This is a genomic window from Kitasatospora sp. NPDC050543 (assembly GCF_044457565.1).
GTDB lineage: Bacteria > Actinomycetota > Actinomycetes > Streptomycetales > Streptomycetaceae > Kitasatospora.
This window is the reverse complement of sequence record NZ_JBITGZ010000032.1, coordinates 35,917-51,691: the sequence shown is the minus strand read 5'-3', so window position 1 is coordinate 51,691 and position 15,775 is coordinate 35,917. Positions and strand designations below refer to the sequence as shown.

The 15,775-nt window shown below is 72.6% G+C and carries 16 protein-coding genes; 10 read left to right on the top strand and 6 right to left on the bottom strand.

Translation table 11 applies throughout. The features are described 5' to 3' along the window. Positions 1–132 precede the first annotated feature (132 nt). Positions 133–549 (bottom strand): PLD nuclease N-terminal domain-containing protein, encoded by a 417-nt coding sequence (locus ACIBH3_RS29230; protein WP_396315104.1) that lies wholly within the window; start codon positions 547–549, stop codon positions 133–135. A 73-nt stretch (positions 550–622) separates the two neighbouring features. Between ACIBH3_RS29230 and ACIBH3_RS29225 the strand changes: the two genes are divergently transcribed. From ACIBH3_RS29225 to ACIBH3_RS29215, 3 genes are all read left to right on the top strand, one after another. Next, positions 623–2,074, top strand: coding sequence for a menaquinone biosynthesis decarboxylase (locus ACIBH3_RS29225; protein ID WP_396315103.1), 1,452 nt, complete (start codon positions 623–625; stop codon positions 2,072–2,074). Next, positions 2,071–2,970, top strand: coding sequence for a menaquinone biosynthesis prenyltransferase MqnP (gene mqnP, locus ACIBH3_RS29220; protein ID WP_396315102.1), 900 nt, complete (start codon positions 2,071–2,073; stop codon positions 2,968–2,970). Before ACIBH3_RS29225 ends, mqnP begins: the two co-directional genes overlap by 4 nt. Before the next feature lie 137 nt (positions 2,971–3,107). Beyond that, positions 3,108–3,479, top strand: a complete 372-nt coding sequence (locus tag ACIBH3_RS29215) for a VOC family protein (protein WP_396315101.1) — start codon at positions 3,108–3,110, stop codon at positions 3,477–3,479. On the opposite strand, the gene ACIBH3_RS29210 is transcribed toward ACIBH3_RS29215, so the two are convergent. The 4 genes from ACIBH3_RS29210 to ACIBH3_RS29195 form a co-directional block, all read right to left on the bottom strand. After that, positions 3,476–3,772 (bottom strand): hypothetical protein, encoded by a 297-nt coding sequence (locus ACIBH3_RS29210; protein WP_396315100.1) that lies wholly within the window; start codon positions 3,770–3,772, stop codon positions 3,476–3,478. The two genes, ACIBH3_RS29215 and ACIBH3_RS29210, sit on opposite strands and share 4 nt — an antisense overlap. 282 nt (positions 3,773–4,054) lie before the next feature. Next, complete coding sequence (locus tag ACIBH3_RS29205) at positions 4,055–4,771, bottom strand: MOSC domain-containing protein (RefSeq protein ID WP_396315099.1); 717 nt, start codon at positions 4,769–4,771, stop codon at positions 4,055–4,057. 14 nt (positions 4,772–4,785) lie between these two features. Further along, the gene (locus tag ACIBH3_RS29200; protein WP_396315098.1) at positions 4,786–5,238 is read right to left on the bottom strand and encodes a hypothetical protein; all 453 of its coding nucleotides are present in this window, start codon (positions 5,236–5,238) and stop codon (positions 4,786–4,788) included. Positions 5,239–5,278: 40 nt separating this feature from the next. Next, positions 5,279–6,034, bottom strand: a complete 756-nt coding sequence (locus ACIBH3_RS29195; protein ID WP_396315097.1) for a cyclase family protein — start codon at positions 6,032–6,034, stop codon at positions 5,279–5,281. Positions 6,035–6,075: 41 nt separating this feature from the next. Here ACIBH3_RS29195 and ACIBH3_RS29190 point away from each other — a divergent pair, with 41 nt between their 5' ends. From ACIBH3_RS29190 to ACIBH3_RS29165, 6 genes are all read left to right on the top strand, one after another. Then, complete coding sequence (locus ACIBH3_RS29190; RefSeq protein WP_396315096.1) at positions 6,076–6,723, top strand: UbiX family flavin prenyltransferase; 648 nt, start codon at positions 6,076–6,078, stop codon at positions 6,721–6,723. Between the two features lie 119 nt (positions 6,724–6,842). Further along, complete coding sequence (locus ACIBH3_RS29185; RefSeq protein ID WP_396315095.1) at positions 6,843–7,304, top strand: Lrp/AsnC family transcriptional regulator; 462 nt, start codon at positions 6,843–6,845, stop codon at positions 7,302–7,304. 4 nt (positions 7,305–7,308) lie between these two features. Beyond that, positions 7,309–8,271, top strand: a complete 963-nt coding sequence (locus ACIBH3_RS29180; RefSeq protein ID WP_396315094.1) for a threonine/serine dehydratase — start codon at positions 7,309–7,311, stop codon at positions 8,269–8,271. Between the two features lie 76 nt (positions 8,272–8,347). Beyond that, positions 8,348–9,511 (top strand): aminofutalosine synthase MqnE, encoded by a 1,164-nt coding sequence (gene mqnE / locus ACIBH3_RS29175; RefSeq protein ID WP_396315093.1) that lies wholly within the window; start codon positions 8,348–8,350, stop codon positions 9,509–9,511. A gap of 114 nt (positions 9,512–9,625) precedes the next feature. Then, positions 9,626–11,020, top strand: a complete 1,395-nt coding sequence (locus ACIBH3_RS29170) for a L,D-transpeptidase family protein (RefSeq protein ID WP_396315092.1) — start codon at positions 9,626–9,628, stop codon at positions 11,018–11,020. Between the two features lie 141 nt (positions 11,021–11,161). Continuing rightward, complete coding sequence (locus ACIBH3_RS29165; RefSeq protein ID WP_396315091.1) at positions 11,162–12,106, top strand: beta-ketoacyl-ACP synthase III; 945 nt, start codon at positions 11,162–11,164, stop codon at positions 12,104–12,106. A gap of 171 nt (positions 12,107–12,277) precedes the next feature. Here ACIBH3_RS29165 and ACIBH3_RS29160 read toward each other — a convergent pair whose 3' ends face one another. Continuing rightward, positions 12,278–12,925, bottom strand: a complete 648-nt coding sequence (locus tag ACIBH3_RS29160) for a TetR family transcriptional regulator (protein ID WP_396315090.1) — start codon at positions 12,923–12,925, stop codon at positions 12,278–12,280. A gap of 393 nt (positions 12,926–13,318) precedes the next feature. Between ACIBH3_RS29160 and ACIBH3_RS29155 the strand changes: the two genes are divergently transcribed. Beyond that, positions 13,319–15,694 (top strand): PQQ-binding-like beta-propeller repeat protein, encoded by a 2,376-nt coding sequence (locus ACIBH3_RS29155; RefSeq protein ID WP_396315089.1) that lies wholly within the window; start codon positions 13,319–13,321, stop codon positions 15,692–15,694. Positions 15,695–15,775 lie beyond the last annotated feature (81 nt).

Sequence of the window (15,775 nt, the reverse complement as noted above, 5' to 3'; positions counted from 1 at the left end):
ACAGCCCGCCCGGGTTGCCGCCCGGTGGGCTGTTCGGGGGAGTGGCGAGGGTGGAGGAGAGGGCCGGGCGGGCCGGGGAGGGGCCGGGGGGGCCGCGTAGGGCCGGGGGCGCGGGCGGGGAGGAGCGCGGGCTCAGCCCCGGCGGCCGGCGTCGGGGTCGTCCTTGCCGCGCAGCTCCTCCTCGCGGCGGCGCAGGTCCGCCTCCCACTGCTTGAGCATGTCCTCGTGCTGCTTGTTGTCCTTCTTCAGGGACGCCAGGAACTCGGGGTCGTCGTCCGGGGCGAGCTGGCGCCCGCGCGGGCGCTCGTACCCGCCGTTCCCGGTGTCGCCGGCCGCCCACGGCGTCTGGCGCGGCCCGCGGACCGCGCGCTGCTTGCCGGCCACCAGCCAGGCGATCGGGCCGAGCAGCACCTCGCCGAAGAGCAGGATGATGATCACCCACACCACCTTCGGCAGATGCCGGACCTCCTCCTCGGGGGTGGTCAGGCAGTCGATGAAGGCCCAGATCCACAGAGCCAGCACGATCAGGAACGGAAGCATCCTCAGCACGGCGGCGATCTCCCCCGGAGACAGGTGGGCCCCTTGACCGGGCCAGGCTACCGGGTGGCGGATACTGGCTGGCATGGCATACGACGATCTCCGCTCGTTTCTCCGGGCGTTGGAACGCGAAGGCGACCTCAAGCGCATCAAGGCCGAGGTGGACCCCTACCTGGAGATCGGCGAGATCGTCGACCGGGTGCAGAAGGCCAAGGGCCCCGCGCTGCTGTTCGAGAACGTCAAGGGCTCCCCGATGCCGCTGGCGATGAACGTCTTCGGCACCGAGCGCAGGCTCGCCAAGTCGCTCGGGCTCAAGGGCCCCGAGGAGATCTCCGAGAAGATCGCCGGCCTGCTGAAGCCCGAGCTGCCGCACGGCTTCACCGGGTTCAGGGACGCCTTCGGCAAGCTGGCCTCGATGGCGCACGTGCCGCCGAAGAACGTCAAGGACGCGCCCGTCCAGGAGGTCGTCCTCACCGGGGACGACGTCAACCTGGACGAGCTGCCCGCGCTGTTCACCTGGCCGCTGGACGGCGGCTCCTTCTTCAACCTCGGGCTGACCCACACCAAGGACCCGGACTCCGGCGTCCGCAACCTCGGCCTCTACCGCCTCCAGCGGCACGACCGGCGCACCATCGGCATGCACTGGCAGATCCACAAGGACAGCCGCAACCACTACGCGGTCGCCGCCAAGCGCGGTGAGCGCCTGCCGGTCGCGATCGCCTTCGGCTGCCCGCCCGCCGTGACGTACGCGGCCACCGCGCCGCTGCCCGGCGACATCGACGAGTACCTGTTCGCGGGCTTCGTGGCCGGCGAGCGGGTGAAGATGGTCGACTGCAAGACCGTCCCGCTCCAGGTGCCCGCCGACGCCGAGGTGGTGCTGGAGGGCTGGCTGGAGCCCGGCGAGATGCTCCCGGAGGGCCCGTTCGGCGACCACACCGGCTTCTACACCCCGCAGGAGCCGTTCCCGGCGCTGACCATCGACTGCGTGACGATGCGGCGCCGGCCGATCCTGCAGTCCATCGTGGTCGGCCGCCCGCCGACCGAGGACGGGCCGCTCGGGAAGTTCACCGAGCGCTTCTTCCTCCCGCTGCTGAAGATCATCATCCCGGACATCGTGGACTACGACCTCCCCGAGGCCGGCGGCTTCCACAACTGCGTGATCGTCTCGATCGACAAGAAGTACCCCAAGCACGCCCAGAAGGTCATGCACGCGATCTGGGGCGCCCACATGATGTCGCTGACCAAGCTGATCATCGTGGTGGACGCCGACTGCGACGTGCACGACTACCAGGAGGTCGCCTGGCGGGCGCTCGGCAACACCGACTACAGCCGCGACCTCTCCGTCGTGGAGGGCCCGGTCGACCACCTCGACCACGCCTCCTACCAGCAGTTCTGGGGCGGCAAGGCGGGCATCGACGCCACCCGCAAGCTCCCCGAGGAGGGCTACACCCGCGACGGCGGCTGGCCCGAGATGGTCAGCTCCGACCCGGAGACGGCCGCCCTGGTGACCAAGCGCTGGCGGGAGTACGGGCTGTGACCACCGCCGCCTTCGAGGCCCCGCCGAGCCGCGCCAAGGCCTTCCTGCGCCTGGTCCTGATCGAGCACTCCGTCTTCGCCCTCCCCTTCGCCTACATCGCGGCCCTGACCGCGATGTACCAGCTGGACGGGCGGGTGCACTGGACGAAGCTGCTGCTCGTCACCATCTGCATGGTGGGCCTGCGCACCTTCGCGATGGCCGCCAACCGGATCATCGACCGCGAGATCGACGCCCGCAATCCCCGCACGGCCGGCCGTGAGCTGGTCACCGGCGCCGTCTCGCTGCGCACCGCGTACACCGGCTCGGCGATCGCCCTGGTGCTCTTCCTCGGCGCCGCCGCCCTGCTCAACCCGCTCTGCCTGGCCCTGGCGCCGATCGCCGTCGTGCCGATGGTGGTCTACCCGTACGGCAAGCGCTTCACCGACTTCCCGCACGCCATCCTGGGCCTCGCCCAGGCGATGGGGCCGATCGGCGCCTGGCTGGCCGTCACCGGCAGCTGGTCCTGGGACGCGGTGGTGCTGGGCCTGGCCGTCGGCATCTGGATCGGCGGCTTCGACCTGATCTTCGGCAGCCAGGACGTCGCCGCGGACCGGGCCGAGGGCGTGCGCTCCGTCCCGGCGCGCTTCGGCGTGCCCGCCGCGCTGTACGGCGCCCGCGCCTGCCATGTCGTCACCACCCTGCTGCTCGGCTGGTACGGCGCGCTCACGGACGCCGGGACGGCCTTCTGGCTGGGGCTGGCGGTCGTGATCGTCGCCTTCGGGTACGAGCACACGATCGTCAAGCCCGGTGATCTCTCCCGGCTCAACCGGGCGTTCTTCACCACCAACGGGTTCGTCGGCATCTCGCTCTTCCTCTTCACCCTGCTGGACCTGGTGATCCGGGGCCTGGGCGTCTGAGCCGCCCGGCCGTGGCGGGGAGTCCTGGCCGTCCGGGGCTCCCCCGCCTAGGGTCGGACCGGGATCCTTCCACCCGTCGGAGGATCACCCCGGCCCACGGCCCACCGGCCCACCGGTTCACAGAGGAGTGCGTCAGCATGATCGGCACGCTGCAGTGCATCGTCCTGGACTGCCACTACCCGGCCGCGCTGGCCCGCTTCTACGCGGCGCTGCTCGGCGGGGAGGTGGACCGGCCCGACCCGCGCTGGTCGCTGGACGAGAGCTGGTCCACGCTGCACACCGAGGGCGGCGCGGTGCTGGCGTTCCAGCGGGCCGAGGACTTCCACCCGCCGCAGTGGCCGGACCCGGCCCACCCGCAGCAGGTGCACCTCGACATCGACGTCCCGGACCTCGACGCGGCCGAGCGCGAGGTGGTGGCCCACGGCGCGACCCCGCTGCGCGAGTACGACGGCTGGCGGGTCTACGCGGATCCCGCGGGCCATCCGTTCTGCCTGATCAGGGCCTCCTAGCGGGGCTGCCGACCGGGTTGCCCGCCGCCCCCGCCGACCGGGCCGCTCTTCTGGTCGGGTGCGCCGGGCACCAGGTCCAGCTCCGCCCACACCGAGCGGTTGCTGTCCCCGAAGCGGTCGGCCGTCAGCAGGGCGCGCAGCACGGCCAGGGTCCGGTGGGAGTCCAGCCCGGTCGGCTTGACGATGGTCAACCGGTAGCCGCCGCCCTCCGTCCGCCGGATCCGGCTCTGCTGGCCCGTGAGCCGGAGCAGGTCCTGCGCCAGTGAGGTGACCCGGGCGGGTGGCGGCTTCACCTCGCCCGTCCGGGGCGCGGCGGCTGTCGCGGCGGGCCGCCGCACCGGGCGGCGGTACGGCTGTTCGTGCGAGCGTCCACAGCGCCCCCTTCTGTCGTGCCGTCACCCGTGGTCGGCCGCCACCGGGCGGATGCCCCTGCGGTACGGCCCTGACAGCGAGGGTATGCCCCAGGCCCGGCGCCCGTCGGCGGCTTGGCCACAACTGCGGTGCTCGCCAGGGAAGGTGCCGCGGCGGGCGGGCTGTCGCGATAGCCTGCCCCGCCGGCCCGTCCCGGGCCTGGCTCAGTGAAGGGCGAGGGTGTCGCCGACGCTCAGCAGACCTGGGGCGCCGACCTCGGCGAGGACGTCCAGCCGGTTGGCGTGGGCCTGGGCGATGGCCCGGTGGATCTCCGGGGAGTGCGGCAGTCCGGTCTGCGGCGCACCGGTCATGACGCAGCGTTCGCTGGACCTGACGAACACCAGTCGGGCCCCCGCGTCGTTGGACGCCCGGGCCTCGCGGCCGAACCAGTCGTCCTCGACGAACGGCGGCGTGCCGGGCGGGGTGCGGAGCAGGATGTTCGGCCGGAAGCGCCGTTCGTCGACGACCGCGGTGGGTGCGGACCGGCGGACCCAGTCCAGGGTGGCGGTGGTCAGCAGGCTGACCGGGAGCTGGTCGAAGTGCGAGACGCTCCCCTCGCGGGCCAGTTCCACGTCCTCGCGCCGGAGGTGGGCGCGCAGGTAGGCGTCGGGGTCGGCGACCGGCCGGCCGAGCGGGTCCAGCAGCTCGGGGCGGTCGAGCCGCCCGCCGAGCCGGGAGCCGAGCTGGAGCAGGCCGTCCATCCGGCGAAAGCGCCGGGTGTTCTTGCCGGAGCCGAACCTGCCCGCGCTGTCGCGTACGGCGTAGAGCCGGTCGCCGGCGAGCCCGCGCGCGTCCACCTCGACGGATTCGAGCCGTTCACCGCCGGTGGACTTCACCGGGTAGCGCCAGAGCCGCTCGATCACTCCGATGATCTCTGCCATGGCTGCGGGTCCCCTCAGGCGTTCTGGAGCGGCTGCTCGGTGCGGTGGCGCTCCCAGTACGCGAGCAACTGGTCCCGGCGCCCGGCGTAGTCGGGGTCGGGGGCCGAGGTGAGGTTGATCGGCTGCGCCAGGACGTGCGTGCTCCCGTCCCGCATGACGACCCTGAGCACGGTGGCGTTCTTCGACTTCGCCTCCTCCCGGATCACGGCGATCTCGCTCCAGGGCAGTGGGGCGCTCCAGATGAAGAAGCGTCGGCGGCGGATGCCCGTGCGGGACAACTCGGTGGCGTTCCCGACGGCCATGAACAGGGACAGTGCCGTGATCACGGTGAGCCCGCCGACGAGGACCGGCAGGATGCCTTGGTGGGTGGTCCTGCTGGCGGCCAGGAGCATGCAGGGGACGATGCCGGCCCACAGGACGTAGCGGTTGAGCGAGGAACGCGCGATGGTGAAGATCAAGTTGTCCACGACGGGACAGTACATATTCCGGACCCGCAGCGGGAAGTGACTATGCGATCTTCGCCACGGCCCGCACCGGGGCGCCGTCCGCGGCGACCAGTCGCAGCGGGAAGAGTGAGACCTCCACCGGCCGCCCGGCCGCCTGGGCCTCCAGCAGCGCCGTCAGGTCGGTCAGGTTCTCCGCGATCACACCGCCGCCGGGCGCTCCGAGCAGTACCCGGTGTGCGGCGAGGCCGGACTGCTCGGCCTGCTGCGCGCCGCCGTGTTCGTCGTGCTCGTCGGTGAGGTCGGCGAGCAGCGCGGCCACCGCCGGGTCGCCCGGGCCGGGGTCGGGCGTGGCGTCGATGCTGAGGGCGTCCACCCCGAGCGTGCGCACCCCGGCGGCGACGATCGCCTCCGCCGCGGCGGGCGTCAGGTAGGGGTGGGCGAGGTAGTGGTCGGTGCCCCAGTACCGGGGCCACCCGGTCGCCAGCAGCAGGACCGTGCCCGGGGTCACCAGCGCGAGGGCGGCGGCCAGCAGCTGCGGGGTGACGGCCGTCCGGGGCTCCAGCCCCCGCAGGTCGGCGACCACCGCCGGGCCGGTGAACCGCTCCAGCGGCAGCCCGTCCAGGGTCGGCCAGGTGACGTCCACGTGGTACGGAGCGTCCACATGGGTGCCCGACTGCGAGCCGAGGTGCAGGCCGAGCACGTTCACCCCGGCGGTCGCGGTGGTGAGCGCGGGCACCAGGGCGACCTCCGGGTCGCCGGGGTAGACGGGCATCCCGGTGGTGACGGCGTGGGTCAGATCGATCAGCGTCGGCGCCATGGGGCCATCCTCGCAGGGCTCTGCGTATAGAACTAAGCCCTATGGGAACTGTGGAGCAGGGTGTGCGCGAGCCATGGGTGGTCGGGGTCTCGGGGGCGTCGGGGACGCCGTACGCCAGGTCGGTGATCCGGGGGCTGCTGGCCGCGGGTGAGGCGGTGGACCTGGTGGTCAGCCGGGCGGCGCGGCTGACGATCCTGGACGAGACCGGGATCTCCTTCCGGGACGCGCACTGGCGCGAGGACCTGGCGCGGTGGCTGGGGACGGCGGAGCTCGACGCCGTCCGCTACTGGTCGGCCGGGGACTTCGCGGCCGGCCCCTCCAGCGGCTCGTACCCAGCCAAGGGCATGCTCGTCGTCCCGGCCAGCACCGGGTCGGTGGCCGGGATCGCGCTCGGGCTGAGCAAGGACCTGCTCCAGCGGGTCGCCAGCGTCACCCTCAAGGAGCGCCGGCCGCTGGTGGTCTGCGTCCGCGAGACCCCGCTCAACGGGGTGACGCTGAAGCATCTGGTGGAACTGGACGCGCAGGGCGCCGTCGTGCTCCCCGCCTCGCCGGGCTTCTACGCCGGCGGCTCCACCGTGCGGGAGCTGGTGGACTTCGTGGCCGGGCGGGTACTGGACGCGGTCGGCGTGCGACACGAGCTGTACCGGCGCTGGGAGGGGGAGTTGGGGGCGGTGGGCAAGGGGGAGTGAGCGGCCCCGCTACGGGAGAGTATGTTCTTTGCGATATCCGGGTTGTTCCGCGCATGGCGCCTTTGATTCCGGATAATGATCTGTGGGTCTGGTGAGGTTCGGAAGGACGCGGACGGTATATGGACACGGTGGACAGACAGCTCATCCAGGCACTGCGGGAGAACGGCCGCGCGTCCTACGCCGAGCTGGGCCGGCTGGTCGGCCTGTCGGGCCCGAGCGTGACGGACCGGATCAACCGCCTGGAGCAGGCCGGCGTCATCACCGGCTACCGCGCGACGGTCAATCCGGCCTCGCTCGGCTTCGGCGTCACGGCCCTGATCGGGCTTCAGCTCACCGACGCGGCCGACCACGAGGACGTCGCGCACCGGTTGAAGGAGCTCGGCGAGGTCGAGGACTGCTGGTTCATCGCGGGTGACGACTCGTACATGCTGAAGGTCCGGGTCTCCAACGTGGAGGGCCTGGAATCGGTGGTCAAGCGGCTCTCCGGCACGAAGGGCGTGGCCCGTACCAGGACCACCGTCGTGCTCTCCACCAAGTGGGAGAACCGGGTGAGCGAGCTGCCAATGGAGACGGGGGAGTAGTCGGATGGCACTGGTCGGCCTGGAGGAGCTGCGCGCGGCGCAGCAGCGGATCGCGGGGGTGGCGGTGCGTACGCCGCTGCTGCCCAGCCCGTGGGCGAACGACGGCAGCCGCCGGCTCTGGCTGAAGCCGGAGGGCCTCCAGCCGACCGGCGCGTTCAAGATCCGGGGCGCGTACAACCGGCTGGCCGCGATGACGGCCACCGAGCGCGCCCGGGGTGTGGTCGCCCAGTCCAGCGGCAACCACGCCCAGGCGGTGGCGTACGCGGCCCAGCTGCTCGGCGTCAAGGCCGTGATCGTGATGCCGGACACCTCACCGGCCGTCAAGGTCGAGAACACCCGCGCGTTCGGCAGCGAGGTGATCCTGGTCGGCCCCGGTGAGCGGGACACCCTGCCGGCCGAGCTGGCCGAGCAGCACGGGTATGTCTGGGTGCCGCCGTACGACGATCCGTTCATCATCGCGGGCCAGGGCACGGTGGGCCTGGAGATCGGCGAGGACGCGCCCGACGAGCTGGACACCGTCCTGGTGCCGGTCAGCGGCGCCGGGCTGATCTCCGGCACGGCGGCGGCCCTCAAGCTGACCTGCCCGGGCGTGCGGGTGATCGGCGTGGAGCCCGAACTCGCCGCCGACGCCCAGGAGAGCCTGCGCACCGGCCGCCGGGCGCAGTGGCCGGTCGCGGACACCTACCGGACTATCGCGGACGGGCTGCGCACCCCGTCGGTCGGCCTGCTGCCCTTCGAGCACCTCCAGGCCTACGTCGACGACATCGTCACCGTCACCGAGGACGAGATCCGGGCCACCGTGGCCCTGCTGGCCCGCCGTGGCCGGCTGGTCGCCGAGCCCTCCGGTGCGGTCGCCCCGGCGGCGTACTTCCACCGGGCCGGCGAGCTGGACGGGCGGGTCTTCGCCGCCGTGGTCAGCGGGGGCAACATCGAACCGCGGCTGCTGGCGGAGCTGCTCGGGGTGTAGTCGGAGCGTCCCGGGGTGTAGGCGTAGGCTCGGTTCCGGCCATTGAACGCAAGGTAGCGAGGAGGCGGGTCACCGCATGGACGCAGGGCTCAAGCGCGAGCTGGAGGCGAAGGTCTACGCGGGTGAGCGGCTGACCCGTGAGGACGGGATCGCGCTCTACGCGAGCGACGACCTGGCGTGGCTGGGCGGTCTCGCCCACCACGTGCGGACGCGGAAGAACGGCGACCTGGTCCACTTCAACGTGAACCGTCACCTCAACATGACCAACGTCTGCTCCGCCTCCTGCGCGTACTGCTCGTTCCAGCGCAAGCCGGGCGAGAAGGACGCGTACACGATGCGCATCGAGGAGGCCGTGCGCCTGGCCAAGGCCATGGAGGTGGACTCCCTCACCGAGCTGCACATCGTCAACGGCCTGCACCCGACCCTGCCCTGGCGCTACTACCCGCGCTCGCTGCGGGAGCTCAAGGCGGCGCTGCCGAACGTCTCGCTCAAGGCGTTCACCGCGACCGAGATCCACTGGTTCGAGAAGATCAGCGGCCTGTCCGCGGACGAGATCCTGGACGAGCTGATCGACGCCGGCCTGGAGTCGCTGACCGGCGGCGGCGCGGAGATCTTCGACTGGGAGGTCCGCCAGCACATCGTCGACCACGACACCCACTGGGAGGACTGGTCGCGGATCCACCGCCTCGCCCACAGCAAGGGCCTCAAGACGCCGTCGACGATGCTCTACGGCCACATCGAGGAGCCCCGGCACCGGGTCGACCACGTGCTGCGCCTGCGTGAGCTCCAGGACGAGACCGGAGGGTTCCAGGTCTTCATCCCGCTGCGCTACCAGCACGACTTCCACGACTCCAAGGACGGCGTCGTGCGCAACAGGCTGATGGCCCGTACCGAGATGGCGACCGGCGCCGAGGCGCTGAAGACCTTCGCGGTCTCCCGGCTGCTCTTCGACAACGTTCAGCACGTCAAGGTCTTCTGGGTGATGCACGGGGTGACCACCGCGCAGCTGGCGCTCAGCCACGGCGCGGACGACATGGACGGCTCGGTCGTGGAGTACAAGATCACCCACGACGCGGACAACTTCGGCACGCCGAACAAGCTCGGCCGGGACGACCTGCTCGGCCTGATCCGCGACGCGGGCTTCCGTCCGGTGGAGCGCAACACCCGCTACGAGGTCATCCGCGAGTACGACGGCCCGGATCTCGCCCGTCGCGAGACCCCGCAGGCCATGCGTCTCTGACCAGCGCCGCAGTCGGCTCCCGGCCCCCGCGAGGGCCGGGAGCCGACTGCTGGCCGGGCGTCACTTCGTGGGACGGGTTTCCCAACCGGGCCTCTGTTTGGCAGGATCGGCCGTATGTCCGGATCTCATCGTGGCCACGCGCAGCCCCAGGCAGGTGCCCGGAGGGTCGCGCCGCACGAGGCCGACCAGCCGTACGAGCAGTCATTCGACCAGGCGTACGGGCAGGCGTACGACCGGCCGTTCGAGGCGGTGTACGAGCCACGTGAGACCCGCGGGCAGCGCGGCCCAGACGGGACGCACGAGGCGCACGAGGCGCACGGCGCGCACGAGACCTACGACACGTACGGCGGGGTGTACGAGCAGCCCCGGCAGCCGTACCGGCCGTACCCCCAGGAGCTCCACCGGCAGCCGGCCGAGGGGTACGGGCAGCGGTTCGAGCAGGCCCCGTACGAGCCGCAGCCGTCCGAGCCGTCCTACCGGCCGTCCTACGAGCAGCCGTCCGAGCCGCCGTACGAGGACGCGCACGGGCTGTACGAACAGCCCGCGCCCGTCCACACCGCCCCGCCGCCCGCCGCGGCCCCCGGGCCGTCAGCCGCCACCACCGCGCCGCCCGCGCGCGGCCGCCGGCGCAAGGCGAAGGAGAAGAAGAGCCACGGACGGGCCCTGACGGCCGGTACCGCGCTGCTGCTCGCGGTGAGCGCCGGCTGGTACACCGTCGGCCCCGGCCGCACGGACGCGTCCGCCACCCGGGCCGACGCCGGCGGCACCCCCGAGCCGCACAGCACCCCCGACCAGGCCCTCGGCGCACCGCCGGCGGCCGAGGCGGCGGGCGGCGCGGCGGCGGGCGGGGCGGCGGCGGACCCCCAGCGCACCGACCCCGCCGCGGCGAGCCGCAGCGAGAGCCGGACGGACGCCTCGGTGGACGCGATACCCGGCATCGGCGCCGCCTTCGCCGCGCGGATACCCGCCGAGACCAACCAGGTGGTGCTGGCCTCCGGCAAGGGCAAGGACAGCAACGAGACCACCGTGACGGTCTGGACCCGCACCGCCGAGGGCCGCTGGCAGGCCGGCGAGAGCTGGGCCGGCCACAACGCCTACCGCGGCTGGACCACCGACCACCACGACAGTGACCTGCGCAGCCCGATCGGCGTCTTCGCGCTGACCGACGCCGGCGGGCGCAAGGCCGACCCGGGCAGCAAGCTCCCGTACGACAAGGACCCGAGCTTCGTGGTCGGCGGCACCGGCTTCGCGGGCGAGCCGCTCGCCGGCTCCTTCGACTACGTGGTGGCGATCAACTACAACCGGGTCTCGGGCAACTCCCCGCTGGACACCCGGCGCCCGGACGGCAACAGCAAGGGCGGCGGGATCTGGATCCACGTCGACCACGGCGGCCCCACCCACGGCTGCATCTCCGTCCCCGAGGACAAGATGGCGCAGCTCATACGCACCCTCGATCCGGCGGCGCATCCGATGATCGTGATGGGTGATGCGGACTCGCTGGCGGCCTGAGCGGAGGTCGGACGACGGCCCCGGGGCTCTGACCGGCCCTGACGCGCCAAGGGCTGTTGTCCGCCCCCTACAGGTTCCGGGGCCGGATCCTGTAGCCGGGCATGCCCTGCGGACCAGCCGGTAACCCGGTTGAGTGGCTGTATGAGCGGATCCCGCATTGTGTCCATGGGCCACTACCAGCCCCCGAAGGTCCTCACCAACGACGACCTGTCGAAGCTGGTCGACACCGACGACGAGTGGATTCGCAGCCGCGTGGGCATCAGGACCCGGCACATCGCGGAGAGCGAGACCCTGGTGGACCTCGCCACCGAGGCCGCGCAGAAGGCGCTCGCCAACAGCGGCCGCTCGGTCGAGGACGTCGACCTCGTGGTGGTGGCCACCTGCACCGCGGTGGAGCGCAGCCCCAACACCGCCGCGGCCGTCGCGGCGCGCCTCGGTGTCCGCTCCCCGGCCGCGTACGACATCAACACCGTCTGCTCCGGCTTCTCCTACGCGCTGGCGACCGCGGACCACGCGATCAGGGCCGGGGCCGCGCGGCTCGCGCTGGTGATCGGCGCCGAGCGGATGTCGGACACCATCGACTGGACCGACCGGTCCACCTGCGTGATCTTCGGTGACGGCGCGGGCGCGGCCGTGGTCGAGGTGCAGGAGGAGGGCGCGGAGCCCGGCATCGGCCCGGTGGTGTGGGGTTCGGAGCCCGAGAAGGGCGACGCGGTGGTGATCACGGGCTGGGACCCGGTGATCAGTCAGCAGGGCCAGGCGGTGTTCCGCTGGGCCACCACGAAGATCGCCCCGCTGGCCCGGCAGACCTGCGAGAAGGCCGGCATCGACCCGTCCGAGCTCAAGGGCTTCGTGCCGCACCAGGCCAATCTGCGGATCATCGACGCGATCGCCAACAAGCTGGGCGCGCCGAACGCGGTGATCGCCCGCGACGTCGTCGACTCCGGGAACACCTCGGCGGCCTCCATCCCGCTGGCGCTGTCCAAGCTGGTCGAGCGCGGCGAGCTGGCCTCCGGTGACCCGGTGCTGCTGTTCGGCTTCGGCGGCGGTCTGGCGTACGCGGGCCAGGTCGTGCGCTGCCCGTAGCACCTGCGGACATGCCGGTGGGCGGGACCTTCCGAGGTCCCGCCCACCGGCATGTCTGGCGCGCTGCGGTACGTCGGCGAACCTCCCCCGAGGACACGGCCGCCGTCCGTCGTTCCCCGGACAGGAGGCCGGGGATGCGCGCGGATCGGATGGTGGATAGAAGGGATGGTGCTACTTGGGCGGCTTCTTGCCGGTGACGCCCAGGTACACCAGGGGAGCGAGGTTGGGCTTGAGGTCCTTGACCTTGACGCCCCAGGACGTGAAGGCCTTTCCGTGCTCGGCCGCGGAGGCGAGCAGCGAGACCAGCGCCCCGGAGACGGCCGCCGGGTCGAGCGACTTGTCGGCCTGGCCCTTGGCCTGGAGCTCCTTGACGGCATCCGTGAGCGGCTTGGCGACCGCGTTGAGGACGGTCATGCGGATCTTGAAGAACCGCTTGTCCCCTTCGGCGGCACCGAGCGTGACCACTCGGAGAATGGCGTCGTTCTTGCGCCAGAAGGCAAGGAATCCGTCCACCAGTTCTTCAGAAGTGGTGACTCCGGATTTCCCTGCCCAGGACTTTCCGGCAACGAGCTCTTTGAGCGCGTCACTGTCCTTGGCCATTTCCTCGGCGATCTCGAGGACAGCGCCCTCGACATCCGGGAAGTACTGGTAGAAGGTCGCGGGGGAGGTACCCGCCATACGGGCGACGTCGATGACCTTGACGTCCCGATAGGGCGACGTGCTGAGCATCTCGCGGAGGCAGTCGAGCAGCTTCTGCCGCGTCTCCTGTCCACGTCGCCCGGCGACGCGACCGTCGACGGTGCGAACTTGTCCTGTCATGCCGTCAGCTTACCGTGGCACGATCTTGGCGCGATTCGGTGATGCGACTATTACTCCGTGCGGGGGTGGGTATAGGGGCCGCAAGCCGCTTCGGACGGGAATTCAGCACGCTCCGACGGCTCCGTTGAAGCCCCCCCGTGTGCTTATGACCTCACAGCGTGACGACGGGTCCGCTGAAGGAAGATCGGGTGGCACTCCGTAACCTTGGCGGCGGGGGCGCGGCCGAAGGGGGCGTCAGAATCCGGTCACTCCGCTCGCACTGATCATCTGGCCGCCGGGGCGCACCGGAGGGGGCCCTTCCTGGCGGGGGAGGTTGGACCTGGCCCTGGCGGCGTTGGACAATCGGGACCGGCACCCCGTGGCGGGTGCGGAAGACGGGGAGGTGGCAGCGGAGTGGACCAGCTGACGGCGCACGATCCGAGGCGGATCGGGCCCTTCGAGGTGCTGGGGCGGCTCGGCGCGGGCGGGATGGGCCTGGTCTACCTGGCTCGCTCCGCATCCGGCCGGCGGGTGGCCATCAAGACCGTACGGGGGGAACTGGCCGAGGACGAGCTGTTCCGGGTCCGCTTCGCCCGGGAGATCGCGGCGGCCAAGACCGTGGGCGGCTTCTACACGGCCGCGGTGGTGGACGCCGACGCCGATGCCCGGGTGCCGTGGCTCGCCACCGCGTACGTGCCCGCGCCGTCCCTGGAGGACCTGGTCGGCGAGTGCGGGCCACTGCCCGTGGACGCCGTGCGCTGGCTGATCGCGGGCATCGCCGAGGCGCTGCAGTCCATCCACGCGGTGGGCCTGGTGCACCGTGACCTCAAGCCCTCGAACGTCCTGGTGGTCGAGGACGGCCCGCGGGTGATCGACTTCGGGATCGCCGCCGGGGTCTCGCACACCCGGCTCACCATGACCAACGTCGCGGTCGGCACCCCGGCCTACATGTCGCCCGAGCAGGCCAGGGACAGCCGCAGCGTCACCGGCGCCAGCGACATCTTCTCGCTCGGCTCGCTGCTGGTCTTCTGCGCCACCGGGCACCCGCCCTACCGGGGCGCCAACCCGGTCGAGACGGTCTTCCAGCTGCTGCGCGAGCAGCCGGACCTCTCCGGGCTGCCCGTCGAGCTGGTGGACCTGGTGCGCGCCTGCATGCGCCCCTCGCCCGAGCACCGGCCCACGCCCGCCCAGATCCAGGCCGAGCTGGCCCCGCACCTGTTCTCCCGCGACGACGCCTCCGGCGAGGCGGGGGACTGGCTGCCCGCCAACGCGCTGGAGCTGATCGAGCGAAGGCGCAGCCGCCGCCAGAACACCCCGCCCGCCCCGCTGCCGGCCGTACCGCCCGCTCCGGCGCCGCAGCCCGCGCAGCCGCCGGTGCCCCCGCAGCGGCCCGCCGCGGCCGACCCGCGGACCGCCCAGCACCTGCGGCCGGCCCCGCACGCCCAGCACGCCGCCTCGCGCACCGGCCCGGTGCACGCCGCGCCGGCCGCGCCGGGCCCGGACACCGAGGCCGCGACCGAGAAGATCGCCGCCCGCCGCCACCGCGCGCCCGTGGCCGGGGAGAGCGGCGCCGAGGTGCGCCTGTCCGGCGCCTCGGTGCGGATAGGGCCGGGGCCCCGCGCCGACCAGGCCGGGCCCGCCACCGCCCCCGCCGAGACGGACTGGGTCCGCCGGGTCACCCCGCCGCCGGCCGCCCCGGCCGCCCGCTGGCGGCCCTGGCGGTTCCGGATGTCCAACGACGTCTGGGGCACCCCGGTGGTCGCCGACGGCACCCTGTTCGTCTCCAGCTTCGAGGTGCACGCCCTCGACATCGCCTCCGGCCAGCGCCGCTACAAGACCCGTGACGTGGCGTGGGCCCTGGCGGTGGACGCCGGCCGGGTGCACGCCGCCGACGGCCCGCACCTCTACACCGTCGACGTGGCCGACGGCACCGAGCGCTGGCGCAACTCCCTCGACGGCTGGGTGTTCTCGCTGGACGCGGCGGACGGGGTGCTCTGCTGCGGCATCCGGGGCGGCGGCGTCCAGCTGCGCTCGGCGGCCAACGGCGCCGAGCTGTGGCGCGCCGACGACGCCCAGCAGGACTACGAGAACCCGCAGTCCGGCCCGGCCATGGTGGCCGGCTCCGCGTACTACTACGGCGGCGGGCGGCTGCGCTGCGTCGACCCGCGCGGGGCGGGCCTGCGCTGGTCCTTCCCGGTCGGCGAGGACGTGCCCTCGCGCCCGGTCGAGCGGGCCGGGGTGCTCTACGTGACGGCCGGCACCCGGGTCTACGCCCTGGACGCCGCCAGCGGCGCCGAGCGCTGGCGCTTCGAGGCCCCCGTGGTGCTCTTCACCCCGCCGGCGCTGGACGCCGCCGCCGTGTACGTCGCGGACTACCTGGGCACCGTCTACGCGCTGGACGCGGCCACCGGCCGGGACCGCTGGCGTGCGCGCACGGGCAGCCGCCAGGGCGCCGAGCCGGTGCTCGTCGCCGACGGCACGGTGCTGGTCGGCAGCGGGGACCGCCTGCACGCGTTCGACTCGGCCTCCGGGCAGGAGCGCTGGCGCTACACCGCGCGCGGCGAGATCGTCGGCTCCCCGGCGGTCGCCGACGGCCTGGTCCACCTCGGCAGCCGGGACCACTCGCTGCACACCCTGGACCTGTCCACCGGTCAGCTGCGCTGGGAGCTCGGCACCAAGGGCGAGCTGACGGGCTCGCCCGTCGCGGTCGGCGGCCGGGTGTTCGTCGGCAGCAAGGACCGCTGCGTGTACGCGCTGGACGCCTTCTACGGCACCGCCGTGCCGTCGTAGGCGGGGCGGCGCGCGGAGCACGGAGCACGGAAGGCGCGCGGAGCACGGAGCACGGAAGGCGCGCGGAGCACGACGCAAGCG